Annotated in this window: 18 protein-coding genes; 13 read left to right on the top strand and 5 right to left on the bottom strand. The window is 64.8% G+C overall.

The window, feature by feature from the left end; all coding sequences use genetic code 11:
- Positions 1-61 precede the first annotated feature (61 nt).
- Complete coding sequence (locus tag RQH86_RS11400; RefSeq protein WP_115584540.1) at positions 62-1,381, bottom strand: MFS transporter; 1,320 nt, start codon at positions 1,379-1,381, stop codon at positions 62-64.
- Positions 1,382-1,647: 266 nt separating this feature from the next.
- Here RQH86_RS11400 and RQH86_RS11395 point away from each other — a divergent pair, with 266 nt between their 5' ends.
- Together RQH86_RS11395 and RQH86_RS11390 are read left to right on the top strand one after the other, a co-directional pair.
- Positions 1,648-4,101 (top strand): TonB-dependent receptor, encoded by a 2,454-nt coding sequence (locus RQH86_RS11395; RefSeq protein WP_311238532.1) that lies wholly within the window; start codon positions 1,648-1,650, stop codon positions 4,099-4,101.
- A gap of 35 nt (positions 4,102-4,136) precedes the next feature.
- Entirely contained in the window at positions 4,137-6,056 is a 1,920-nt protein-coding gene (locus RQH86_RS11390) for an amylosucrase (protein WP_311238533.1), read from the top strand.
- Positions 6,057-6,896: 840 nt separating this feature from the next.
- On the opposite strand, the gene RQH86_RS11385 is transcribed toward RQH86_RS11390, so the two are convergent.
- The 3 genes from RQH86_RS11385 to rsgA all read right to left on the bottom strand — a co-directional run bounded on the left by RQH86_RS11385 (position 6,897) and on the right by rsgA (position 10,091).
- Positions 6,897-7,577, bottom strand: a complete 681-nt coding sequence (locus RQH86_RS11385; protein ID WP_311238534.1) for a type 1 glutamine amidotransferase domain-containing protein — start codon at positions 7,575-7,577, stop codon at positions 6,897-6,899.
- 160 nt (positions 7,578-7,737) lie between these two features.
- Complete coding sequence (locus RQH86_RS11380; protein WP_055848338.1) at positions 7,738-9,000, bottom strand: flavohemoglobin expression-modulating QEGLA motif protein; 1,263 nt, start codon at positions 8,998-9,000, stop codon at positions 7,738-7,740.
- A complete protein-coding gene (gene rsgA / locus RQH86_RS11375) occupies positions 9,000-10,091 on the bottom strand; it encodes a ribosome small subunit-dependent GTPase A (RefSeq protein ID WP_311238535.1) in 1,092 nt (363 codons plus the stop codon). The genes RQH86_RS11380 and rsgA overlap by 1 nt, the downstream gene beginning before the upstream one ends.
- Positions 10,092-10,243: 152 nt before the next feature.
- On the opposite strand from rsgA, the gene RQH86_RS11370 reads away from it, so the two are divergent.
- The 3 genes from RQH86_RS11370 (at position 10,244) to RQH86_RS11360 (ending at position 12,972) form a co-directional block, all read left to right on the top strand.
- Complete coding sequence (locus RQH86_RS11370; protein WP_311238536.1) at positions 10,244-11,515, top strand: pyridoxal phosphate-dependent aminotransferase; 1,272 nt, start codon at positions 10,244-10,246, stop codon at positions 11,513-11,515.
- A complete protein-coding gene (locus RQH86_RS11365) occupies positions 11,515-12,165 on the top strand; it encodes an SGNH/GDSL hydrolase family protein (protein ID WP_311238537.1) in 651 nt (216 codons plus the stop codon). The genes RQH86_RS11370 and RQH86_RS11365 overlap by 1 nt, the downstream gene beginning before the upstream one ends.
- A 135-nt stretch (positions 12,166-12,300) precedes the next feature.
- A complete protein-coding gene (locus tag RQH86_RS11360) occupies positions 12,301-12,972 on the top strand; it encodes a methyltransferase (protein ID WP_115554574.1) in 672 nt (223 codons plus the stop codon).
- A gap of 206 nt (positions 12,973-13,178) precedes the next feature.
- Here RQH86_RS11360 and RQH86_RS22905 read toward each other — a convergent pair whose 3' ends face one another.
- On the bottom strand, positions 13,179-13,460 hold the full coding sequence (locus tag RQH86_RS22905; protein ID WP_332798101.1) for a hypothetical protein: 282 nt from the start codon (positions 13,458-13,460) through the stop codon (positions 13,179-13,181).
- 295 nt (positions 13,461-13,755) lie between these two features.
- Between RQH86_RS22905 and RQH86_RS11350 the strand changes: the two genes are divergently transcribed.
- From RQH86_RS11350 to RQH86_RS11315, 8 genes are all read left to right on the top strand, one after another.
- A complete protein-coding gene (locus RQH86_RS11350) occupies positions 13,756-14,670 on the top strand; it encodes a BTAD domain-containing putative transcriptional regulator (RefSeq protein WP_311238538.1) in 915 nt (304 codons plus the stop codon).
- Positions 14,671-15,196: 526 nt separating this feature from the next.
- Positions 15,197-15,520, top strand: coding sequence for a hypothetical protein (locus tag RQH86_RS11345; RefSeq protein WP_115562855.1), 324 nt, complete (start codon positions 15,197-15,199; stop codon positions 15,518-15,520).
- Between the two features lie 9 nt (positions 15,521-15,529).
- Positions 15,530-19,108: a papain-like cysteine protease family protein gene (locus RQH86_RS11340; RefSeq protein WP_311238539.1), complete on the top strand. Its 3,579-nt coding sequence runs from the start codon at positions 15,530-15,532 to the stop codon at positions 19,106-19,108.
- 7 nt (positions 19,109-19,115) lie between these two features.
- Positions 19,116-20,090 carry a hypothetical protein gene (locus RQH86_RS11335; protein WP_115528891.1) on the top strand — a complete coding sequence of 325 codons (975 nt, stop codon included), beginning with the start codon at positions 19,116-19,118 and terminating at the stop codon, positions 20,088-20,090.
- The gene (locus RQH86_RS11330; RefSeq protein WP_115528892.1) at positions 20,090-20,329 is read left to right on the top strand and encodes a hypothetical protein; all 240 of its coding nucleotides are present in this window, start codon (positions 20,090-20,092) and stop codon (positions 20,327-20,329) included. The genes RQH86_RS11335 and RQH86_RS11330 overlap by 1 nt, the downstream gene beginning before the upstream one ends.
- The gene (locus tag RQH86_RS11325; protein WP_115513864.1) at positions 20,326-21,105 is read left to right on the top strand and encodes a hypothetical protein; all 780 of its coding nucleotides are present in this window, start codon (positions 20,326-20,328) and stop codon (positions 21,103-21,105) included. Before RQH86_RS11330 ends, RQH86_RS11325 begins: the two co-directional genes overlap by 4 nt.
- Positions 21,102-22,541, top strand: coding sequence for a S8 family serine peptidase (locus tag RQH86_RS11320; protein WP_311238540.1), 1,440 nt, complete (start codon positions 21,102-21,104; stop codon positions 22,539-22,541). The genes RQH86_RS11325 and RQH86_RS11320 overlap by 4 nt, the downstream gene beginning before the upstream one ends.
- A 184-nt stretch (positions 22,542-22,725) precedes the next feature.
- Positions 22,726-24,474 (top strand): hypothetical protein, encoded by a 1,749-nt coding sequence (locus RQH86_RS11315; RefSeq protein ID WP_311238541.1) that lies wholly within the window; start codon positions 22,726-22,728, stop codon positions 24,472-24,474.
- Positions 24,475-24,482 lie beyond the last annotated feature (8 nt).

Here is a 24,482-nt window from a genome sequence, read left to right as displayed (position 1 = left end):
GCGGCGGCGGCCGCACGCTCATACTCGCTACTGTGCCGGCATAACAACGCAAACGTAGCGGTTACGCCGCTACAGCCTTGGGCTTACGAATGCGCACGCATAGCATTGCTACCGCTGCGGCAAGCATCAACGCACCGGCCAGACGGATCACGTTGCGTGGGTCGCCGTGCAGCAACCGCTCGTAATACAGCGGCAGGGTGACGATCTGGATCAGCATCGGCAGCACGATAAACAGGTTGAACAAGCCCATGTACACGCCGGTGCGCTCGGGCGGAATGCTGTCGGCGAGCATCAGATACGGATTCCCCATCATGCTGGCCCAGGCCAGCCCGATGCCGATCATCGGCAACAACAACAACCAGCGATTTTCGATGCCAGGCAACAGCCACATACCGACGCCGGCCGCCAACAGACAGGCTGCGTGCGTGTATTTGGGGCCGAAGCGGCGCACCACTGGCACCATCGCAAAGGCCGCCAGAAACGCGATGAAATTGTAGAACCCACCGATCTGCCCATTGACCAGACCAGCCTCGCGAAACCCGTGCGAGGTGGCGTCGGTGGTGCCGAACAAGGTGGTCGACAGCGACAGCACGATGTACTGCCAGTAGCAGAAAATCCCGTACCACTGGAACAACATCACCGGCGCCAGCTGGCGCATGGTCGGCGGCATCGCGCGCAGGGCGCTGACGATTTCGCGCACGGTCGCGCCCAGGCCGGCACCGGTCTGACGCATGCGCGCAATCTCGGCCGGCGCAATCACAGGCTCGCGCACGCTGCGCGCGGTGATCAGGATGGACGCGGCGGAAAACCCCGCACCGATCACGAACGCAGCAATGGTGATGTACGGAATATGGTGCGCGTTGGCGGCATCCTGATTCATGCCGAACCACACCAGCAACGGCGGAGTGAGATAGGCCAGCGTCTGTGCCAGGCCGGTGAACGCGCTCTGCGTGAGATACCCAAGTGGCCGCTGCGGTGGCGCGAGCACGTCGCTGACCAACGCACGGTAGGGCTCCATCGCCACGTTGTTGGCAGCATCCAGCACCCACAGCAGGCACACCGCCATCCACAACGCGGTACTGAACGGCATCGCCAGCAGGCACAGGCTGCACACCAGCGCGCCCAGCACCATGTATGGCATGCGGCGGCCCCAGCGCGTCACCGAGCGATCGCTCCAGGCGCCGACGAACGGCTGCAGCACCAACCCGGTGATCGGCCCGGCCAGCCACAGGTACGGCAGGCTGGCGTGGTCGGCGCCCAGGTAGTTGTAGATCGGGCTCATGTTGCTCTGCTGCAACCCGAAGCTGTACTGCACACCGAAGAAACCGGCGTTGAGCGCCAGGATGCGCGCGAAAGAAAGCGGAGGAGCGGTCGACGACATGCAAGGCCCTGGGCATCGGTGCGGCTCCCAGTGGCCGCAGCGCACTGTACCCTGCGGCTTATGCAATCGATTGTAACGCTGCGCCGCAACACGCAGTCTTTAAGGAAATTGAGACTAGCGAATCCAGATCAAATGCTGCAACGCAAGATTGCAATCGATTGTATTCGAGCGTATTACTGCGCTCGCGCTGCAGGCCGCACGGCCATTCCCTGGGAGGGGACGATGCAGGCGTCGGCATACCACCACCTGTGAGAGAGAGAATCGCGATGTCCACCTTGCACACCCTGCGCCTGCATGCCCTGGCCTGCGCGGTCGTTTCCTACCTGTGCGCGCCCGCCGCGCCGGCTCAGGACGCCGCTGCCGCGCCCGCCACTCCGCCGGCTGCCGACAGCGCCGCGGTCAATCTGGATTCGGTGTTCGTCACCGGCACCTCCACCGCCACCACCAAGTTGAAGTCCAGCGTGTCGGTCAGCACCGTCGGCGCCGAGGCGATCGAACAATCGGCGCCGCGCAGCACCGCTGAAATCTTCCGCAACATTCCCGGCATCCGCTCCGAGTCCAGCGGTGGCGAAGGCAACGCCAACATCGCCGTGCGCGGCCTGCCGGTCGCCTCCGGTGGCGCCAAGTTCCTGCAGCTGCAGGAAGACGGTTTACCGATAATGGAGTTCGGCGATATCGCCTTCGGCAACGCCGATATCTTCCTGCGCTCGGATTTCACGATGGATCGCATCGAAGCCATCCGCGGCGGCTCGGCGTCGACGTTCACCAGCAATGCGCCCGGCGGCATCATCAACTTCATCAGCAAGACCGGCGACACCGAAGGCGGCAGCGTCGGCGTCAGTCGCGGTCTGGACTACGACAACACCCGCATCGACTTCAATTACGGCGCGCCGTTCGCCGAGCATTGGCAGTTCAACATCGGTGGTTTCTTCCGCCAGGGCGACGGCGTGCGCGATGCCGGCTACACCACCGACAAGGGCGGCCAACTCAAGGCCAACCTCACCCGTCTGTTCGAGAACGGCTACGTGCGTGTGTACGGCAAATACCTCAACGACCGCGCCGCTGGCTACCTGCCGGTGCCCACCTCGGTGCGTGGCCGCGACGGCTCGCCGGACCTGGGCGGCTTCCCCGGTTTCGATCCTGGCAACGACACCTTGTACAGCCGCAATTTCCGCACCGATGTCGGCCTGGATGGCAATAATCAGCCGCGCCGCACCGACCTGGGCGACGGCATGCACCCGATCTCGCGCACCATCGGCGCCGAAGCCTGGTTCGACCTGGGCAATGGCTGGAACCTGAGCGATAAATTCCGCATCGCCGACAACAGTGGCCGCTTCGTCAGCCCGTTCCCGGCCGAAGTCACCGACGCCGCCTCGCTGGCATCGTCCATCGGTGGCGCCGGCGCGCAGCTGGTGGAGGCCGGTGGCCCGAATGCCGGCCAGGCCTACACCGGCAATGCCATCCGCACGCATCTGTTCAACGTCGCCATCAACGATCTGGGCAACGTCACCAACGACCTCAGCCTCTCGCGCGAGTTCGATGGCGACGGCCGCACGCTGAATCTGCGCATGGGCTATTACAGCTCGCGCCAGACCATCGATATGGATTGGACCTGGAACTCCTACGTGCAGAGCCTGGGTCGCGACTCGCGCCTGCTCAACGTAGTCGACGCGGCAGGCGTGTCGCGCTCGCAGAACGGCCTGTATGCCTACGGCACACCGTTCTGGGGCGATTGCTGCATCACCCGCAGCTACGACGTGCGTTACGACGTCAACGCGCCGTATGTCGCGCTCACCTTCGACAGCGGCAAGTTCAGTATCGACGGCAGCCTGCGTTACGACATGGGCGATGCGCGCGGCAGCTACAGCGGCACTGCGATTGCGCAAAACCTGGACGTCAACGGCGACCGCGTGATCCAGCCGGTGGAACAACGCGTGGCCACGGTGGACACCGCCAACGCACGCCCGGTGGACTACGACTGGAACTACCTGTCGTATTCGTTGGGCAGCAATTACCTGATCAGCGACGATCTAGGTGCATTCGCCCGCATCAGCCGCGGCGCACGCGCTAACGCCGATCGCCTGTTGTTCGGCGTGGTGCGCGACGACGGCTCAGTGTCGTCCGATGAAGGCGTCAACGTGGTGCGCCAAGCCGAAGCCGGCCTGAAGTGGCGTCGCGACGGGCTGAGCCTGTTCGCCACCGCCTTCTCTGCGCGCACCCAGGAACAGAACTTCGAAGTCACCAGCCAGCGCTTCTTCAACCGCAGCTACCAAGCGCACGGCGTGGAGCTGGAAGCCAGCTACCGCTACGAGGGCTTCACCGTCAACGGCGGCCTGACCTGGACCGATGCAGAAATTTCCCGCGACCAGATCACCCCGGAAAATACCGGCAATGTGCCGCGTCGCCAGGCTGATTTCGTTTGGCAGCTCACCCCGAGCTATCGCGGCGACGGCTACCAGTTCGGCGTGAATCTGATCGGCACCACCGACGCCTATACGCAGGATTCCAACCAGCTGAAGATGCCCGGCTATACGCAGGTCAACCTGTTCGGCGACTACCGCGTGACCGATTCGCTCACTGTCGCGCTCAACGTCAACAACCTGTTCAACACCTTTGGTCTGACCGAAGCCGAAGAAGCCACGATTCCGGCCAACGGCATCATCCGCGCGCGCTCGATTGCCGGCCGCACCACCAGCATCAGCCTGCGTTACGACTTCTAAGGACCCCGCGCCGGGCCCAGGCCCGGCGGCTTCCAATGAGCACCTCCCCCATCGATTCCACCGCATCACGCGCGGCCTTTGCCGCGCCGCTGGATGCACGGCGCGCCGAGCCGTTGTTGGCGCGTTTTGACGAACATGCACCGCGTCTGCTGGATGCACTGCAGTCGCTGTATGGGCAACGCCCCGATTACGCAGCGTGGTTGACGCAGTGGTTGGGCGCGCTCGGCAGCAGCGCGCAACACCGCCCGCAGGCATTGCAACAGCTCGACGCCACCCGCAAGCCGGGCTGGTTCGGCGCACAGCACATGCTGGGCTACAGTGCCTACGTGGACCGCTTCGCCGGAACCTTGCAGGGCGTGGCCGAGCGCGTGCCCTACCTGCAGGAACTGGGCGTGCGCTATCTGCATCTGCTGCCGTTTCTGCGCGCACGCGCCGGCGACAACGACGGCGGCTTTGCGGTCAGCGACTACGGCCAGGTGGAGCCGAGCCTGGGCAGCAATGACGACCTGGTTGCGCTCACCACGCGGCTGCGCGCGTCGGGCATCAGCCTGTGTGCGGATTTCGTGCTCAACCACACCGCCGACGATCACGCCTGGGCACAAGCCGCACGCGCGGGCGATGCACGCTATCTCGATTACTACCATCACTTCGCCGACCGCAGTCTGCCCGATCAATACGAAACAACGCTGGCGCAGGTGTTTCCGCATACCGCACCGGGCAACTTCACCTGGGTGGACGACACCGCACAATGGATGTGGTCCACGTTCTATCCCTATCAATGGGATTTGAACTGGAGCAACCCGGCCGTGTTCGGCGACATGGCGCTGGCGATGCTGCAGCTGGCCAACCTCGGGGTAGAGGCTTTCCGTCTGGATTCCACCGCCTATCTGTGGAAGCGCACCGGCACCGACTGCATGAACCAGCCCGAGGCGCATACCTTGCTGGTGGCGCTGCGTGCGGTCGCCGACATCGTTGCGCCGTCGGTGGCGATGAAGGCCGAAGCCATCGTGCCGATGAGTCAACTGCCGCCCTACTTCGGCAGCGGCGCCGATCAAGGCCACGAATGCCACCTGGCCTACCACAGCACGCTGATGGCAGCTGGGTGGTCGGCCCTGGCGCTGCAACGCGGCGACATTCTGCATCAGGTCATTGCACACAGCCCGCCGCTGCCGTCCAACTGCGCATGGCTAAGCTACGTGCGTTGCCACGACGACATCGGCTGGAATGTGTTGCAGCACGAAGCCGCGGGCAATGCCACGCAACCGGCGTTTTCACTGCGCGATGTCGCGCGCTTCTACGCCAATGCGCTACCGGGCAGCTACGCGCGTGGCGAAAGCTTCCAGAGCAGCGGCGATGGCGTACACGGCACCAACGGCATGGCGGCCGCACTCGCCGGCATCCAGGCGGCGCACGATGCGGGTGATGCGGCAGCTTTGGCCATGGCAGTGGACCGGCTGGTGCTGCTCTACGCGGTTGCCCTGGCAATGCCGGGCGTGCCACTGATCTACATGGGCGACGAACTCGCATTGCCCAACGACATCAGCTACCGCATGGATACGCAGCGCAAGCACGAAGGCCGCTGGTTGCATCGCCCGGCAATGGACTGGCAGCGCGCCGCGCAGCGCCACGACAACAGCAGCTTGAGCGGGCAGGTCTATCAGCGGTTGCACGCATTAATCCAGCAACGCACAGCACTACCGGCACTTGCTGCAGATCAACCGTTGGGCAGTGTGGAGCTAGAGAACGCGCAGTTGTTTGCGCTGACACGTGGCGACAGCTTTGTCGCCGTCCACAACTTCAGCGATCAACCGCTCGACGTGGCGCTTGCAGGTAGGTTGAGTGGCCGTTGGCAGGTGTTGGCGGACAAGCACGATGCAGTTGCAGAACCGCTAGGCGATGATCTGCGTCTTGCGCTGCCTGGGTATGCGGTGCGCTGGTTGCAACGTATCGACTAAGCGATGCGGGTGCGGGGTGCTGGTCGATGACCTGCGCTCTGCACTGTCTGCAGTAAGGGCGCTGGTTGGAACATGTTGCTTGAGTGTTGCACTTGCGGTTCTTGGTCGATGACCTGCACCTCGCGCTGCCCGCAGTGCGGGCGCTGGTTGGTACGTTCTTCTTGAGCAACGCACTCGCCGGTCTTGATCCATGACCTGCGCCTCGCGCTGCCTGCAGTACGGGCGCTGGTTGGTACGTTTTGCTTGAGCAAGGCACTTGCTGGTCTTGGTCGATGACCTCCGCCGTGCACTGCCTGCAGTACGGGAGCTGGTTGGTGCGTTTTGTTTGAACGATGCGGACGCGGGGTCCTGGCGATGCGTCAACCGTACCCTCACCCCAACCCCTCTCCCGACGGGAGAGGGGCTAGCGTTACTGCATTGGTACCACGTGTGCTTACGTCATCGCGTGGGCGCGTCTTACGGCCACTGCGCTGGAATGTCTTGAGCCACTGCGCTGGAGTGTCTTGCGCGGGAATGGCTAGGCCTCCCAGTACTCGGCAGCACCCATGCAGATGTGCCGATTCGCTATCACGCATGCAATAGCGTTACTTGCTCAGCCGAGGTTGAGTTTGCGGCAGCGACACGCGTCCGCGAACGCTGCTGCACAAACCACACACACCACTAATACAGCGCCTCGACAACGCTTCGACAGCAAATAGTAGCCAACAAAGCTAGCGCATAGTCGCCAGGCAAACGCGGACGGTACCCGGAATCAACATGCACCACTCATACACGTCGGGTCCTACGCGCGCCGTCCACGCTTGACGACGACTAGTCGCTACGCTTCTTCGCCGCTCTCACTCAACCCTTCAACAGCGTCAGCAAGGTCTCTGCGGTCTTTTCCGACGACGCCGGGTTCTGGCCGGTCACCAGGGTGCCGTCGGCAATCACATGTACTGCCCAATCGGCCTTCTTTTCGTACTTTCCACCGAGTTCGGTCAGCGCGTCTTCCACCAGGAATGGCACGATCTTGGTCAGACCGACGGCCTCTTCTTCACCATTGGTGAAACCGGTGACGCGGCGACCGTTGACCAGCGGCTTGCCATCGCTGCCCTTGACGTGACGCAGTGCGCCCGGCGCGTGGCAGACCAGGCCGTGCGGCTTGTCGGCGGCGGCGAAGGCTTCGATCAGCGCGATCGACTGCTTGTCTTCGGCCAGATCCCACAGCGGGCCGTGGCCGCCCGGATAGAACAGCGCATCGAAATCGTCGGCTTTGACGTCAGCAAGACGATGCGTGGTGGCCAGCACCTTCTGCGCATCACTATCCTGCTTGAAGCGCTTGGTGGCCTCGGTCTGCGCATCGGGCTCGTCGCTCTTCGGGTCCAGCGGCGGCTGGCCGCCCTTTGGCGAGACCACGGTGATGTCGGCACCAGCGTCCTTGAAGACGTAGTACGGCGCGGCGAATTCTTCCAGCCAGAAGCCGGTCTTCTTGCCGGTATCGCCCAGCTGGTCGTGGGACGTGAGCACCATCAAGATTTTCATCGCATTGCCTCGTGTTATGGCCCAGAACGGGCGAGGCGTGCAGTGTGCAGTCCGGTTCGTTGCAACATCGTGTAGAACGCGCGGCATTGCATGCGCAGGTTCACCGACGCGATCAAGATGTGATCGCGCACGCGCATTTCATCGAACGCTGTGTGCCATCTCAGACATTCATTGCCGGCGGTTGCAACTGATCCATGCGGATGCGATTGGCGAACAGCGAAAACGCCAGCATGCCTGCGAGCCCGCTGATCCGGCTCACCCACGGCGGCAGCCAGCGCGGCGCGACCAGCACCCCGCTATCGAACAAGGGTGCAAACCGCGCCACATCGCCCAACGCCATCTTGCCGGCGAACAGATAACGGCATAGCTGCAGTTGGTCGCGCTGCAAGGCGTGCCGGAAGAAGGTGTGCACCGCGACCAGACCGCGCAGGTAGACGGTGTCCTTGGTAAACGCACCACCGCCTTCCGTCGGTACACCGCGGAATACGCGCTGCGCCGAGGAAAAACTTTCGGTTGCGCTCTGCCCGCTCTCGGTGAAGTAGCGGAACACCTCGATGAAGTCGGCGCCCGAGCGCGCCATCGCAATCGCTTCGATGCGCAGGCTGATGCGTTTCATGCGTTCGATATCGATGCTGCCGGTGATCTGCTCCGCAAACGTCGCCAGGCCCTCCTGGGTTGCGGTGGTGCGTGGCGATGAAATGCCCAGGCTGGGCAGATGCACCTGCGCGCGGCCATTGAGCGCGGTGAGCGAATGCACAAGCGCCTCGTGATGAAACAGCTGCGCACGGTCGTAATCACTGAAGGTAGCGCCGGTGCGCAAACGGATCCGGTGCGCGCCGGCCGCGGCCTTGGCGAGCAGATCCGGATCGAGCGTGACGGTGATGACGCGTCCTTCGAAGAAGGCATCCAGATCGTTCTGCAGCTGCATGCGCAAGGCGGTGGCAGACACCGGCACCTGCTCTTCCGGCGCCAGCAACTCGCGATCGAGTTCCTGCGCGATCTGGATGAAATGCCGCGCCGCTTCGCGCGTGGTCGGGCCGTTGCCCGGCATCGGATCGTCGGGCACGCCGAACAACTGCGCCGAATAGTCGCTGACCGCGCTGGTGCCCAGCGATTCCAGCAGACCGGCCGCCAGGCTCCAGCTATGCGTCGAATCGATCAGATACGCGCCGATCGGGTGATGCGGATCGGCGGCTTTCGCAATCGCGGCCAGCTCGCGTCGGGTGTCGCCAAAATCCAGCGCCGGGTAGTCCACCTGCGGCAGCTCCGGCTGCCCGCGCGCCACACTTTGCAGAAACGGCTCCTGCAGCGAGCGCGGCCAGCTCGCCAGGGCGAGCAGGCGCACCCCGCGCACGGCCTTGACCAGGCGCGCATCCAGCGCCGCGTGATGGACGATGTCCGGCGGCCCCTTGCGCGATGGCATCAGCGCCGTCCGGGACGATCGACGCTGGCCGGGCGCCTGCCCGAGCCCTTGCCGCGATTGTTCTGCGCAACACGGGTGGCGAGCTTTTCGGCTGCGCTGGCCACTTCCTCGCGCAGCTTCATGTAGTTGGCCACACGCTCCGGATCCAACGTATCGGCATCGATCGCCGCGCGCACCGCGCAACCGGGCTCGGCAATATGCGCGCAATCGTTGAAGCGGCACTGCGCCGCCAACGCTTCCACATCAGAGAAACCGCCTTCGGCCAGGTCTTCCTCACCGGTTGGCTTGAGCTCGCGCATGCCGGGCGTATCGATCAGGCAGGCGCCGGTTGGCAACGGGATCAACGCACGGTACGTGGTGGTATGCCGGCCACGCGAATCGTTTTCGCGCACCGTATTGGTCTTCATCTTCTGCGTGCCGAGCAAAGTATTGGTCAGCGTCGACTTGCCCGCACCGGACGAGCCCACCAGCACCGCCGTGCGTCCATCGCCCAACCACGGCCGCAGCGCTGCCACGCTCTCTGGATCCTTGGCATTGACCGCACGCAGCGGGATGTTCTGCGCCTCCAGCTCTTCCAGCACCGCCAACGCATCCTCGGCGTACTCGGTCTGATCGGCCTTGGTCAGCACCACCACCGGCTGCGCTCCGCCGCCGCCCACCAGCAGCAGATAGCGTTCGATGCGGCGCGGATTGAAGTCCGCATCCAGCCCGCACACGATGAACACCGTATCGATATTGGCTGCGATCACCTGCTGGTGGTAATGCTCACCAGCCGCCCCGCGCTTGATCGAGGTGCGCCGCGGCAGCAGCGCCACGATGCGTTTGCCCTCCATCAGCACCCAATCGCCCACCGCCGCCCGCTCATGGCTCGGAAAGCGCGGCCGCTGCCACTCCGGCAACGACTCGGCCTTGAGGCTGGCCTCCGGCGTATCGGCCACCACATAGCCGGTACGGTGCTGCTCCACCACCCGCGCCGGCAGTGCCTGCGGATGCGCGGCAAACACCGCCTGCCAGGCAGCCTCCTCAGGAGGACCGGGCCAGGGCCAGCCAATGGATTGGAGGGTGGGGTAGTTGGGGGTTGTGTCGCTCATCGGGGGATTCTAGCTGGCTGGACGCAGGGGCTTGTGCAATCGACCTGCAGCCGGGCTTGAAGCCCCACTTGACATCGTTGCCGATGCAAGCATGTCCGCTTGTCATATTTCCGCTACCATGCCAAGCCTCACGCCTACAACCGGCCCGTCGCATGTCCACTACCCCGCAAAAGCCGCTCGCCATCCGCGAGCGTCTGTCCGAAGTCCGCTACGAGATCCGGGGCGAGCTGGCGCGACGAGCGCGGGAGTTGGAGGCGCAGGGCCGCAAGCTGATCAAGCTCAACATCGGCAACCCGGGTGCATTCGGGTTCCGCGCGCCGGAGCATCTGCAGCGCGCGATTGCCGACGACATGGGTCGCACCGATCCCTATACCCATCAGCAGGGCCTGCCGGAAGCGCGCGAGGCGATCGCCAAGGCGTATTCGCGTCGTCAGCACCCCGATACCCACCCTGACCGTATTTTTGTCGGTAACGGGGTCAGCGAGCTGATCGACCTCTCGCTGCGCGCCCTGCTCAACCCCGGCGACGAAGTGCTGGTGCCCTCGCCCGACTACCCGCTGTGGTCGGCGGCCACCATCCTCAACGATGGCCGTCCGGTGTATTACCGCTGCGCGCCGGAGAACGGCTTCCAGCCGGACCCGGTGGAGATCGAGACGCTGGTGTCCTCACGCACCCGCGCCATCGTGCTGATCAACCCCAACAATCCCAGCGGCGCGAGTTATTCGCGCGAGTTGCTAGAGCGCATCGTGGCGATTGCGACCAAGCACAACCTGCTGCTGATGGTCGACGAAATCTACGATCAGGTGCTGTACGACGGCGCGGCTTTCGTGCCGGTGGCGCCGCTGGCCGGTGCGCACCCGTGCATCACCTTCGGCGGACTGAGCAAGGTGCACCGCGCCTGCGGCTGGCGGGTGGGCTGGGCGCTGCTGTCGGGCGAGCAATCGCGCATCAACGATCTGCGTAATGCGATGGACCTGCTCGGCGCCTTGCGCCTGTGCGCCAACGTGCCGGGGCAGTACGCCATTGATGCCGCGGTCAATGGGCCGGACACCATTTCCGCGTTGTGCGCACCCGGTGGCCGTCTGTACGAAACTCGTCGTGCGGTAATCGAGGCCTGCGCGGCCAGCGAGCATCTGCAGCTGGTGGCACCGGCCGGGGCGCTGTATGCATTTCCGGCGGTGGTCGGTGCGGCCGCACGCAATTTCGACGATCACGAATTCGCGCTGGATCTGATGAACGAAGAAGGCGTGCTGGTCGTACCCGGCTCCAGCTTCAACGTGCCGTACCGCCATCACTTCCGCGTGACCTTGATGCCGGAAGCCAGCGTCATGCGCGATGTGTTCGCGCGCATCGACCGCGCACTGGCACGCCGTGCCGAGGCCGTGACCAAAGTGGTGCCACTCAAGTCGCGCAGCGTCGCTTGATGGCGGCGCTTGGTACGCCGCTGCGCTATCTGGCGCTGGGCGATTCGTACACCATCGGCGAAGGCGTCGAGCCTTCGCAGCGCTGGCCGATGCAGTTGGTCGATGGTCTACGTGCCCACGGTTGGAACGTGGCGCCACCGCAGATCATCGCCACCACTGGCTGGACCACCGACGAATTGCAAGCCGGTATCGACGCGGCCGCACCGCAGGGCACGTTCGATCTGGTCAGCTTGCTGATCGGCGTCAACAACCAGTACCGCGGGCGCTCGCTGGACGAGTACCGCAGCCAGTTCGATACGTTGTTGCAGCGTGCGATCGGGTTTGCCGGCGGTCATGCTGCGCGCTTGGTGGTGCTGTCGATTCCGGATTGGGGGCTGACACCATTCGCGCATGCGCAAGGCGGCGATGCGGGGCTGATCGCGGCGCAGATCGACGCTTTCAACAGCGTGGCAGCAGAGCGTTGCGCAGCGCGCTCAGTGCGGTTTGTCGACATCACTGCCATCAGTCGCGACGGCGGCGATGCTGTCGACATGCTGGTCGACGATGGCCTGCATCCCTCTGGTGCGATGTATGCGCGTTGGGCAGCGATGGCGCTACCTGCAGCGCGCGATGCGCTGGGCGCTGTCGGATCTGTGGACACGCCTGCCTAAAGCGCCACGACGCGCAGCCGCGCATCGCGAAACCGCCAACCGGGCCTACCGCAATCGGGGCGACTGGCTCTAAGCTAGCCGCGCAGCACGCCTGATTGCCAAGGAACGACATTGCACAGCACCGCCACCCAACCGATGAGCCGCGCCCAAGCGCTGGCGATCGCACGCGCTTTTCTGCCCAAGCATCCGCTCGGCAACCGCTACGATTACTACTACACGCAAGCCAAGCTGCGCACCGACCCGTTGTATCCCGGTGTGCTGGCCGAGCTGCGCAGCACCACTGCGCCGGTGCTGGATCTGGGCTGCGGGCTGGGCTTGCTGGCGCACGCATTGCGTGCCGATGGCCAGGCGCTGGCGTATCACGGTGTGGATGTGGATGCCTCCAAGATCCGCCGCGCGCAGCACATTGCGCAACGCTCGCATCTGGGCACTACCAAGTTCGAAGTGGTCGATCTGAGCATCGCGTGGCCGCAGCATCAGGGCAGCGTCACCATTCTGGACGTGCTGCAGTATCTGCAGTCGGACATGCAGGCCAGCCTGTTGCGCAGCGTGGCGCAGATGCTCACACCCGGCGCCAAGCTGGTGATTCGTAGCGCATTGGGCGATGCCAGCGGCCGCGGACGCACCAGCCGCGTGACCGACGTGCTGGCGCATCTGAGCGGCTGGATGCAGCGCATGCCGCGCAGCTACCCCACCCGCGACAGCCTGCAGGCCCACCTGGATGCGGCCGGCCTGCGCGCGACCTTTGCGCCGCTGTACGGCAACACGCCGTTCAACAACTGGTTGATCGTGGCCGAGCCGCGCTGAGCACTGCCGTCTTGGCGACAGCGGTGCAAGCAGATGCGCCGTCTGCATACACCGTCTCCATCGCTGACGTGCGCACGCGACGGACGCAACGTAGTGCCTGGAACTCCCTTGGCTCCGACTTCGTAGCGATTGCCTTCCAGCAGGGCGAGATAGCAGCCACCACGGTCGCGGTTGTTCCGTGGTTTGAAGATGCCGGTGTAGCTGACCTACAACGAATAGCGATCGTGCAGATCGAACATCAGACCAGCGTACGGCGTGGTGCGGCCGCAGCGCTCGGACGAATTTGCCGACACAAGCTGATGGGTGTTTTTCCAGTCGGTGTCGCTGTCAATACGCAGGCGCATCGCCTGCCTGTCTTCACCCGCAGCCGCCCCGTCGAAAACGGCCGCGCAGGCCGTGCCTGGTAAGCCGCACGCGATGCCGCGCATTCGCCCGGGAAGCCGTCGCGTGCAGCCGGTGGAAACGGCCTTGGAGGACGATCGTCGCATGGTGTCGACTGCAGGATGTCGACTGCATGGTCAGCGATGCTGACGTAGCGCCTCCGCTGTGCGGTTGACGCGCGACTGCCGTCTGTCCGCCATCGCTACGCCTGCGCGAACAGCCGTGGCATGATCGCGCCCTCACACGCCGGCCGTCCTACGGCACGGGATGCGGGGACAACAAGGGGATGTCTCGTATCGGTGTGGATCGGACTTTTTGCCCACCATGGGGCGCTCGCGGAAGGGGCCGCAGGCGTAGGTGTGCCGAATGGACATTGGCTGCATTCGAGCGAGGATGGCGAGGATGTTCAGGATCTGGTTGTTCGGTTCGGTTTCCGTTGCCCAGGACGAAGGACGCGCAGTTGCGGTCTCCGGACGTTGCGGCAGTCTGCTGGCCTATCTGGCCATCGGCCAGCATCGGTATTTCAGTCGTAGCGAGCTCATTGCCAGCCTGTGGCCCGAACGCGATGCCGGCGCGACGGCGGGATCGTTCAACACCGCTCTGTGGCGCCTGCGCCGCATCGTCGAATCCCCGCCACTGGATCACGGCGATCTGATCGTGTGCGACCGGCGCGGTGCCATTGGCCTGGATGGCCCGATGGACGTCTGGCTCGATGTCGCCGAATTCAGCAAGGACATCGCGCCAGGCCTGAGCAAGCCACCCGAGCAGATGACCGAGGCGGAAATCGCCGGACTGCAACGCGGCGTCGCGCTGTACCGCTCCGACATCCTGATGGATGTCTCCGACGATTGGGCGCTGCGCGAACGCGAAAAACATCGCCGCAGTTATCTCAACGCGCTCTGGCGCCTGGTTCAGATCGCCACGATCCGGCGCGACTACGGCGAAGGAATCCGGCATGCACAAGCGATTCTGGACAGCGACGCGCTGCGCGAAGATGTGCACCGCGCACTGATGCAATTGTTCGTACTCAACGGACAACGCGCACATGCCTTATGCCAGTTCGAGCGCTGCCGCGAGCTGTTGCGGCGCGAGCTTGCGATCCAACCGATGCGCGAAACGATGACGCTCTATCACCGCATTGCCGACGGTGCCATCGGGACCAGCGTAGAAGAAACGGTGCCTGCACCTGCTGCACGCCCCTTCGCGTTTGCCGACAGCGCCGGCCAGCACGCACAGATGCTGATCGAAAACGCACGTCGTGGCCTGGCCGCGGCAGATGCGCAACTGCAATTGAGCCTGCAGTTCCTGGAACCCTGAGTTCTCCAACACTGGCGCACGCCGCGCTGCCCGATGCCGAGCGCGTGGGTATCTGCGTGTTCGTTGCGGCGCTGCGCTGCTGCAACCAGCCTGGTCCATCGCGCGCAGCTGCCTTGCTGCACCATCGGCGAGCCCGGTGCATGGCGTACGAAGTGCGGCCTGCCGCATAAGGCGAATGCCGCCGTCCCGGCGTGCGACCCGGCCGAGGCGCCGCTGCTGCGCGATGCGCACGGCCGACCCTCTCTGCAACCTGCGCTGCCCGACTGGGATACCGACTGGGGTACCGGCTGGAGCCACAGTGGCGACTAGCTGGTGACGCGCCATCGCTTGCCCATGCTGTCCCTTTTCCAACCCGTACGCGCCCCGGCAACCAGGCGTGTGGACCGACGCTGCCTGCGCGGCACGTCGCGATGCATCACTGCTGCATCACACGGGAAGACGGCGCGGTGATTCACCGGTGATCTGGCGGTGATGCATCGGTGATGCAGGCGGCCTAGCGTGAATCCACCTCACCCGGAGCGCGGGCATGGCACTGCTGGAGGACCGAACCGCCGCCTTCATCGTCCGGGTTTGGGGAGAGCGTGGCGACGGCGACGACACGGTACGGGAGTGGCGCGGCTCGATCGAGCACGTGCAATCCGGCGAACGCACGTTCTTCCGTCATCTCGAGCAGGCCATGAGTTTCATGCAACCCCATCTGGAGAGTATCGGCATCGACACCCAGCAACGCTTCTGGGAACACATCGCGACCGACATCGACAGCGCACCGAATCCCGCTGCAGCTCCGCCCGCTTCTCCCGTCTCCACGCCACCGCCGCACGCCGCTCTTCCACCCCGCAAGCGCCGCTAGGAGTTCCGTATGGCCCGCATCCGCGCCACCCGCGACAGCGTCAACGACCGCTTCAATGTGCTGAGCTTCAGCGTGCGCAGCGACACCCCGCTGTTCGAGATCGGGCTGGCCACCGACCCGGAGTTGCTCAAGCCGGAAAACCGCGACCGCCGCACCTCGCGCACGTTCTTTTCCAGTCTTGTGCAGCCCGGCACCAAGGGGCGCGATGCGATGTATCTGGTACCGCCGAGTGTGGTTGCGCGCTTTGTCGGGCAGCCGCGGCTGTACTTCGGCTTGGCGACCTACAGCGAACGCGACCGCGCGCGGCCAATCGAGGTGCAGATGCCCGATCGCGGCAATATGTACGTCTCGCTGTCCGGGCTGACCGAACGCAGCCTGCGACGTACCGCGCGTAGCGATGGCAACAACGGCTACGGCGGCGACAGCGCGTCGCTGGCATGGGGCGCCGATGCGGTGGCCGGCGCGGCGCCCGCGGCGGCGGTTGCGCCGGCCAGCGATCCGGGCCGCGGCGGCTACAGCGATGGATACTCGGATGAGCTGTGGCAAACCCCTGCCTCCGCAACGCCGCCCGCGCAAACCACGCCGGCCGCCACCGTGTCACCAGAGGCATCACCGCCGGTCGCGTCCCCATCGCCCGATACCGCAGCAGCAACCGCAGCCGCGCAGAGCTGGCGCCCCGCATCGCAGGCGGTGCCGACGATGCGCTCGGCACCAGTTGTGCGCGCGCCGTCTTCGACGCAGACGCCACGTCATGGCTCGGCCCCAGTCAACGCACTGCGCGTGATCGATCAATACGACAGCCCCACAACGTTGGGCGAAGCGCTCCTGGCACAGCTGGCGTTCTTTGCCAGCAGTGCGCGCTGGGTGTTTGGCGTCGTCAATACCACCGTTGCGCCCTACAGCGCAATCTGCCAGGTGCGACGTCTTAATGACAGCGATGAAGGAGAACCGGCGGGTACCGCATTCTTCATCGCGCCGCGTCTGCTATTGACCGCCGCCCATGTAGTAGATGGCAAGCGTGCGCTGATCATCGTGCCCGGCAAACACGATGCAGGAACAACCAGCGAAAGCGAGCCGTTCGGGCGCTTTCAGGTCACTTCGGATGCATGGGTCATCCATCCCGGATACAACGCATCCCAACGCGATTTCGATATGGCGCTGATTCGCGTGCCGGAGGCCAACGCGGTTGCCTACCCGCAGTACTTCGACATTCTGGAAGAACTGACCCAATCGCGCGAAGAACAGATCGTCGTGAGCGGCTATGCAGCGCGTTCGCTCGATAGCAGCACTGCAGGCACCGTGGTCAATGCCGTTATCGACCCGGATCGCCAGCATATGCACGGTGGGCGCATCCGCCAGCTCCCGACAGACGACACGTTTGCCTACGATGTGCAGTCGTTGGGCGGTACCAGCGGCTCGCCGGTGTACTACATCGACACCACCGAGGCACCGCGTGCCCACGTGGTCGGCGTGCATGTGGCCCAACATGACGCGACGACCAATCTGGGTTGCCGCATGACTGACGCAAAGCTGGCCTGGATCCGCCAGCAAGCACTGGACTGGAGCCAGGCGGTCAGCTTCTCGCTGGGCGTACAGGACTCGCAGAACAGCGCCACGCCGCGTCGGTCTGCCTCCGCCATGCAGACCGGGCAGGCAATGTCCCCACCGCATGCGCGACCCGCACCACCACGCAGCACAACCAACGCACGCGCACTGATCATCGGGCCGGACGATGTGGAGCGCGCGCAGCGCTATGCACCGCAGTGGGCCGACCTGTTCAACTGGCGCGCACCGGCCGCGGTGGAACAGGCCGTCAGCGCACGCGGGATGTCGGTTCAACGCATCGCAGATGCACAAGGCGAACTCAGCCTGGACCGTTATGAAGTGCGTTGCGCGCGTCTGCCCGATGGTTGGACCGGTCCTGAGGTTCTTGAACACCTGCGACTGCATCTCAACGATTTTGTCGATACCGCCTACAGCGAATTCATCCCGTACGACAGCGGTGTGGACGACGTTCAATGGGAGTCGTCCACTCCCGTCGGTACCGTCTTCAAAGTCAATATCGGTGGTCCCGACAATGCGTCGGTTGTCGTAAGCCTGGTAGAGCCGACGCGTTGGCGTTTCACCACCGTGCATACCGAATGGTCCGGTGATCATCCAGTAAGCGGTCACCGCGAATTTGGAATCCGCGATGACAACGGCACCACCGTGTTCTACACCCGTGGTGCCGACCGCTGGACCGGTGGACCGGGCGCGTTTATCGGCTTTTTTGCTGCCGACCGGCTCTGGAAGAGCTTCCAGGACAAGCTCGTTAGCTGGCTGATGGCCGGCGATGGCGGCGGCAGCGCCAGCGCGCCTGCTCCCTTCAGCGAACGCTTCCATCCTGAGGTGGTGCGCATCCTCTACCCGACCACTGCGCAGTCGTTGTCCACGCGTTCGCTGAGCGATACGCCCGTCCACGAATACGACGTGCCGTTGATCGCGCAACCGGACAAGCGCGCCTGCTGGGCCGCGGCGATGGCGATGCTGTTGTCGTATCGGCGCCACGCGTCGATCGACCCGGAAACGCTGGCCAACGAGGTCGGTACCACCCTGTCGACGTCCTATAGCTTCGAATTGCTGGACGCTGTCAGACAGCGCTACGGCTTTAACGCCATCGAACAACCTTCCAACACCAGCCTGTACCACACGCCGCAACAGTGGGCGGACTGGTTGAACCGGCATGGCCCGCTATGGGTGGTCATCGTGGGTGCGCCGCATGCGGTGGTGCTCAGCGGTATCTCTGGCGATCTGGCCGATCCGTCGAGCGCAATCGTCAATATTCTCAATCCCTGGGATACGCGGCAGACCTTCGACAACGATCCGGTCGTCTTCAACCCACCCAATCAAGGCTATGCCGACTGGTTGCCGTTCCAGGAATTTGCAAGCGCATTCGGTGAAATGGCTGCCGACGACTATGGCGACTGGCGTGTGCTGTACCTACCGGCAGCGAGCACGCATGCCGCATCGCTTGGCGGTGCGCAGTTGCGCCTGGCCAGGCCGCCAGCGGCGGTGCGTGCGCAGGCATTGGAGACAGCGTCTGCCACCGGCGAACAGCGCGAGCCAGTGACGCCCAGCCGGGTGGCCGGCACCCGCATGAGTGTGGTGCGCGGCAGTGCGGGCGCTTGTCGCTGGACCCTCGACCAGCTGGAAGGCCGCAAGCCTGCCGTGTCCACGCCGATCGATTCCGGCAACGCCGCCATCGATGTCCGTCTTGTGCTCGACGACTGGCCGGCGTTGGAGGGTACAGCGACTCCGCTGCCGATCACGCTGGAGTTTGTCGCCGATCACGGCAGCGTCGGTGAGGTTCGCATCACTGCCGGCACACCGCCCCTGCTAAGCCATGGCGTCGAGGTAACGGCGCGTATCGAGGATGCGGATGCGGTGAGCAGTGTTGCGGCGCTGGCCGTCATCGTGGACTACCGCTTCAGCGGGCTCGCACAGGGCAACCCGCAGGCACGGATCGCCTTGCGTCTGCTCGGCGATGGGCGGCATGAGCGCAGCAACACCTGGGTCGCGCAACCGGCCGACGCCGTGGTCGGGGGCTGAGCGGGTCATGAGCGCTCCAGGCCACCGCAACCTGATCTTTCCGCAGCGCCCCACTGCGGCGGCAGCGCGTGCGCTGGCCGGCCCGACCGCGGCAACGCCGCCGGCTGGCGAAGCAACGGCCACGGTCAAGCCTCAGGCGACCGAGACCATCGCGCGGCGTACCGGTGCGATGGTCAATGAGGTGGATTTTCCGGGCTTTGTCGCGCAACTGGTGCATGGCACGTTCGACGCCATCGTGGATGCCTCGATCCGCCAGATGGAAAGTTATTCCAGCATGGTGGCAGCGGTGTCCAAGACGGTGGATCAGTTCACCGAGGACAACGTCTCGCTCAATCAGGCGCGCGATTGGCTGGCCACGCACTATCCCGGCGATATCGTCTTGCTGCTCCCCGATGGCGGCGCGCGCACCGTGCCGGAGCTGGTGCCACGCACGACTGGCAGCCAACCATTATGGCTGGCCGACTATGGGCTGGCCGACGAGGAACTCACCGCCGAATTGCTCGAACAACGCGTGCTGCCGCAAGTGCGCTTGAAGGTCGGCAGCGAACGTCAGCAACTGCTGGCAACGATGGTGCTGCTGGGCATGAACCGGGTGGTGGTGCGCGATGGCAGCATCAGCAGCAAGGTGATGTTTCGCGCTGCCGCACAAGATGTGGCCAAGGTCGGCTATGCCACCGGCAGCGATCCCGCGCAGGCAGACAATTGGGGCGAGCGCGGCTCCTCCAGTTATGCCGGGCAGACCTCGACCATGGTGTCGACATTGCAGGTCAATGCGCAGAACGAATCGAACGTGCGCGCCGATCTGTTCGGCGAGGTCAAGCTCAATTTCGTCAGCGAGACATTGCCGCTGGAGCGCCTGGCAGATGCCGCCAAGGTGGCGCTGGTGCAACGCAACGCACCCGCCATGCGTGCCGCCGCCGGTAACCTCGCGCCCGCCGCGGCGGCGCCGGCTGCACCATCGCCCGCTGAAGGAGCGGTGTGATGTTGCGCGAACTGTCCGGATTGCTGGAAGAACTGCACGCTGGCCTGGTGGCGATCGAAGACCGCGCCGGCATGCAGTTGACGCATGTGGAAATGCGGCTGCCGCTGGAGCTGCGCCCGATCCTGCGCGACGGTGGTTGCCGCCTGCTGGCCGATGTGCCGCGCAGCTTCGCCATCAATCACTGGAACGCCGCGCCGTCGCTGTTGCATGTGGTCTGGCAGCTGGGAGAACAGTCATGAGCGCGCAACTGCCCCCGTTGCTGCAAACCCTCGGCGTTCCACTGGACCTGTTCATCCAGGCATTGACCGAGCAATTGGACAAGGCGCAGGCCGCGATGACGATCAAGGCACGTGTTGGCAAATTGCCGCTGACCTTTGCGGTGAAAGACGTGACGCTGGATTTGCGCGTGTTCGTGCAGATGCTCGATGACGATGTCTATCTGCGCCCGGCGGGTCCCGGCGAAAGCGAAGCCAGTACCGTGCGGCTGGCGTTGACCACGATTACCAAACCGATGATCGAAGAGAACGCGGCAGATTTCCGCGCCGACGAATCCGAATTCAGTCTCAAGACCGCGCTTGGCGACCAGTTCTCCGATGAGGAACAACGCCAGCTCGAACGGATCGGCGTACGCACCGTTACCCAGCTCAACGAGCTCAAGGAAACCGCGGGCGCCGATGTTATCGCACGGCTGTCGCGGATGCCGGTCAATCGCCTGCAACAGGCGCTGCTACGTGCTGCCGCACCACGTGTGACGCGTGTGCAGGCGAGCGATGGCGATGGCAACAGCGGCACGCGTGTGCACCTGAGCGCACCGGGACTGCGCAGCGGCAGGCTGCCGCTGGTGCGTGCGGCGGGAATCGACATTCCCATCGTCTCGGCCGATGACGGACAGCTGGTGCTGGCACCGTTGGCCAGCCAACTCGGCTGCGATGCGCAGCTGGACTTCGAGGATGGGCGCAGCGCCTGCGTGCCATTGCGCGCAGGCAGTCTTGGTCAATGGAGTGCGCAGACATGACCGCCTCACATCACGCCGCCTTGTTGCCACGCCGCCTGCTGCTGACACTGCGACTAGGCGAAGTGCCCGAGCATCTGCCGGGGCTGCGTGCGGTGCAGGGTTACGGCACACCGATGAGCGACGCGGTGGACCACGGGCCGATCGACAGGCTGTTGCGTCACCACGGCGATGCCTTCCGCGCGGTGCGTCTGCATAGCGCGCGCCTGGGCCGCCAGCAAAGCCGCCGCAGTGGCGCACAACGCTTCGATGCCATCGAACAACTGAGTGGTGTCGCGCGGGTCTTGCGGGTGGAATTACGCGATGGCACCCGGCTGCCCGCGCTGTTGCGGGCGTTGGCCGAGATCCCGGTGGTGGAGCGGGTCGGTGCCGATTATCTGAGCAGCACCCCGCGCACGCTTGCGGGCCCGACAGCGCACGTAGCCGCACACGAGAGCTGGGCGCAACAGGCCATTCGTCTGCCGCAGGCCTTGCAACTGGAACCGGGCGATCCGGCGGTACTGATCGGCCTTGCCGACACCGGCGTGGCGCTGCAGCACCCCGAACTGGCCGGACACTTGCGCGCAGGATTCGACAGCGTGGATCTGGACCCGGCAACGGTCGGCGGGTTGTCGCTGGTCGGCGACTATCGCCGTGCCGGCGAACGTCCGCAGGACGAAGTAGGCCATGGCACCGGCTGTGCCGGCATCCTGGTGGCCAGCGGCCGCCAGATCGCACCCGGTGGCGCAGGCGCATGCGGACTCACCCCGGCACGCGTGCTGGGTGCCGCGCTGGAGGCTGGCGATCGCCGCGTCGGCGTCGGTGCGCTGGACAACATCGATGCCGGCATGAAGCGTCTGATCGATCTGGGCGTGAAAGTCATCAACATGAGCTTCGGCACGCCGGAATCGGCATTGCTGCCGGATGCGCCCGCACCGCACGAAGAGACCGTGCGCTACGCGCTGGCACGTGGCGTGGTGCTGGTGGCCGCCAGCGGCAACTCCGGGCTGCATGAGCGGTTTTATCCTGCTGCACACGACGGCGTGATCGCCGTGGGCGGTATCGATGCGCACCTGGTGCCCGCCAGCTTCAGCACGCGCGGTGCGCACGTTGCCGTGTGCGCGCCGGGACGCGACATCCGCACCTGTGCCCTGGACGGCTACCAGAGCGCGTCGGGTACCAGCTTTGCCGCCCCCTTCGTGGCGGCGGCGTGCGGCTTGCTCGCAGCGCGCGCGCAACGCCGCGCCTGGCCACTGGATGGCGCAACCGCCCGTCAATTGCTGTGCGATAGCGCGCGCCCGTTTGGCGGTGCCGGCGTCGCCGACTGCGGTGCCGGCGTGCTCGATGCGCATGCCGCGCTACGCGCGCTCGATGCCTATCTGGACCTGCAACTGCGCGACGAAGACAGCGCAGCCGATTCCCCCACCGTCCCGGCGTCGTCCACGCCGGTGGCGGCCTGACCTCCCACCCGCTGCCGAGGAACGTTCGATGGCGACCCAGCGCACTACCAAGAAGTCCACCCCTAAGACGGTCGCCCCGGCAGCCAAACCACGCTCCAACGGTCGCAGCAAGGCGGCCGCGGCCAGCAGCACCGCCTCCAGCAAACCTCCTTCACCCAAACCGTCCGATCCCGGAGTGAACACCATGAATCGCATCCTGCTGGTCGATCTCGGCGAGCGCGAAACCAAGAAGCGCCAGGAACTGCGTGCACGCCGCCAGGTGCTGCAGACCATCGACAAGACTGCCGACACCAGCGGCGGGCTCAGTCCGCGGCAACTCGACGAACTGGCGCAGATCAAGGCCAAGCTGTCCAGCGACGTGGTGGTCGATCCGTTCTACCAGCTGGTGACTGCGACCCAGCAACAGAAGGACTGGAGCAAACTTGCCTGTGCGACGGAAAACGTCCACAAATACGGCCTGATCGGCTCGCAACGCACGCCCAAGGAATTACGCGGCCCGCTTGGCTGCGACGAGCGCGAAATCATCGGCATCTGCGGGCTGCTGCAGCTCGATGGTTACACCGACGCCAGCCTGCGCGGATTCGTGCAACGCGTCAGCGCCGCACAGGGCGAGTACCGCGAAAACCGCGCCTTGTTCGACGCCGCCTTCGAGCTGCTGGTGCCGCGTTACCAGGTCACCATCCAGTCGCAGATCGCCTCGGGGCTGATCGATGCGGATATCGTCGGTTGCGAGTGGCCCGACGACAATCCCGAAGACCGACGCGACCGCTACAGCACCGACACCGATTTCCGACCTTCCGCAAAAGACACCGTCTGCGCCTTGAGTTCGCGCAATCTCGCCGCCACCGTGCGTCGGCTTGCCAGCAACGGCATCGGTGCCGACAACGCCTGGCTGGCCAGTCACCTGCAGAACGGGTACGAAATGCAGACCGGCGTGGTGGCCGGCGCGCCCCCGTCGGCGATGGAAATCATCCTGCCCGATCTGGAAGATTCCACCGACGTGGAAATCGTGCGCGAGAATCTCAACGCGGTGCAGGCGATCTACTTCGCCTACATGCTGGAAGAGACGCGGATGCCGCAGGTGGTGGAACGCATCGTCGAATTGTTCCGCAGCGGCATGTTGCCGCTGGGACGCGGCAAAGCCGGCGATTATCTGTTCCGTTACTACAAGACGGCCGCCGAGCGCATCACCGAAGGCGAGCGCCGCGACCTGTACATGCGCTGCTTCGGCGCACCTGGTGGCGACCCGAACGGAAACGAACCCAATCGCGAATTCAACGAGCTGTGGTTGCGCTTCCTGTCGGCGGTGTCTTCGTTCGGACGTCAACTGAGTGTGGACCGCATGCTGCGCACCAACGTACCGGTGGCGGTCTCGCAGGAGCAGGTACGCAAGGCCGCACGCGATCTGGGCGCCAGCCTGTCGCGCAGCGGCTACGGCATCGCCTACTTCGCTGCCACCGAGTTGCAGCAGATGATCCTGGAATACCGCGACCTGCTGAGCGACCCGGAAGTGCGTGGCGCGTTCGGCGCACGCGACATGTGGCAGGTGATCGACCAGGTCAACGCCAATTACCTGGGTGGCCCGCGCAATACCAGCCGCTTCCGTACCCAGGCCCGCGCCGGTGCGGTGATCATTCGCTGGATCGCCAATACGCGACAACGCCTGGAAGGCCGCTATGGCGAAGTCATTTCGATCAGCGCACTCACCAACCCGCAACTGCGCGGCAGCGACCAACCCACCGTCGATCCCACCGATTGGGATCTGCTGCAGGCGTGCGAACAATGGCTTGCGGTGGGCGGCGTACAGGACAACAGCGTCGAGCAGTACGCACAACCAGCCGAATCGCCGGTGATTACCAGCCGTCCGATCGAGATGCCGCAGGCCGCGCGCGATCTGCTCAACCAGGCGGGCATCAGCCTGCCCGGTCTGTAAGGAGCACG

The sequence above is a fragment of the Xanthomonas sp. WCS2018Noco2-27 genome (assembly GCF_031843525.1).
In the GTDB taxonomy this organism is placed as follows: Bacteria; Pseudomonadota; Gammaproteobacteria; order Xanthomonadales; family Xanthomonadaceae; genus Xanthomonas.
Note: the sequence above shows the minus strand (reverse complement) of the source record. Positions and strands in the feature narration are given on the sequence as shown.

Coding starts and splice junctions, on each gene's coding strand:
- RQH86_RS11330 (WP_115528892.1), top strand. CDS start 20,090: ATGTTGCGCGAACTGTCCGGATTGCTGGAAGAACTGCACGCTGGCCTG.
- RQH86_RS22905 (WP_332798101.1), bottom strand. CDS start 13,460: ATGCGACGATCGTCCTCCAAGGCCGTTTCCACCGGCTGCACGCGACGG.
- RQH86_RS11335 (WP_115528891.1), top strand. CDS start 19,116: ATGAGCGCTCCAGGCCACCGCAACCTGATCTTTCCGCAGCGCCCCACT.
- RQH86_RS11390 (WP_311238533.1), top strand. CDS start 4,137: ATGAGCACCTCCCCCATCGATTCCACCGCATCACGCGCGGCCTTTGCC.
- RQH86_RS11360 (WP_115554574.1), top strand. CDS start 12,301: ATGAGCCGCGCCCAAGCGCTGGCGATCGCACGCGCTTTTCTGCCCAAG.
- RQH86_RS11370 (WP_311238536.1), top strand. CDS start 10,244: ATGTCCACTACCCCGCAAAAGCCGCTCGCCATCCGCGAGCGTCTGTCC.
- rsgA (WP_311238535.1), bottom strand. CDS start 10,091: ATGAGCGACACAACCCCCAACTACCCCACCCTCCAATCCATTGGCTGG.
- RQH86_RS11385 (WP_311238534.1), bottom strand. CDS start 7,577: ATGAAAATCTTGATGGTGCTCACGTCCCACGACCAGCTGGGCGATACC.
- RQH86_RS11400 (WP_115584540.1), bottom strand. CDS start 1,381: ATGTCGTCGACCGCTCCTCCGCTTTCTTTCGCGCGCATCCTGGCGCTC.
- RQH86_RS11365 (WP_311238537.1), top strand. CDS start 11,515: ATGGCGGCGCTTGGTACGCCGCTGCGCTATCTGGCGCTGGGCGATTCG.
- RQH86_RS11325 (WP_115513864.1), top strand. CDS start 20,326: ATGAGCGCGCAACTGCCCCCGTTGCTGCAAACCCTCGGCGTTCCACTG.
- RQH86_RS11380 (WP_055848338.1), bottom strand. CDS start 9,000: ATGCCATCGCGCAAGGGGCCGCCGGACATCGTCCATCACGCGGCGCTG.
- RQH86_RS11315 (WP_311238541.1), top strand. CDS start 22,726: ATGAATCGCATCCTGCTGGTCGATCTCGGCGAGCGCGAAACCAAGAAG.
- RQH86_RS11320 (WP_311238540.1), top strand. CDS start 21,102: ATGACCGCCTCACATCACGCCGCCTTGTTGCCACGCCGCCTGCTGCTG.
- RQH86_RS11395 (WP_311238532.1), top strand. CDS start 1,648: ATGTCCACCTTGCACACCCTGCGCCTGCATGCCCTGGCCTGCGCGGTC.
- RQH86_RS11340 (WP_311238539.1), top strand. CDS start 15,530: ATGGCCCGCATCCGCGCCACCCGCGACAGCGTCAACGACCGCTTCAAT.
- RQH86_RS11345 (WP_115562855.1), top strand. CDS start 15,197: ATGGCACTGCTGGAGGACCGAACCGCCGCCTTCATCGTCCGGGTTTGG.
- RQH86_RS11350 (WP_311238538.1), top strand. CDS start 13,756: ATGTTCAGGATCTGGTTGTTCGGTTCGGTTTCCGTTGCCCAGGACGAA.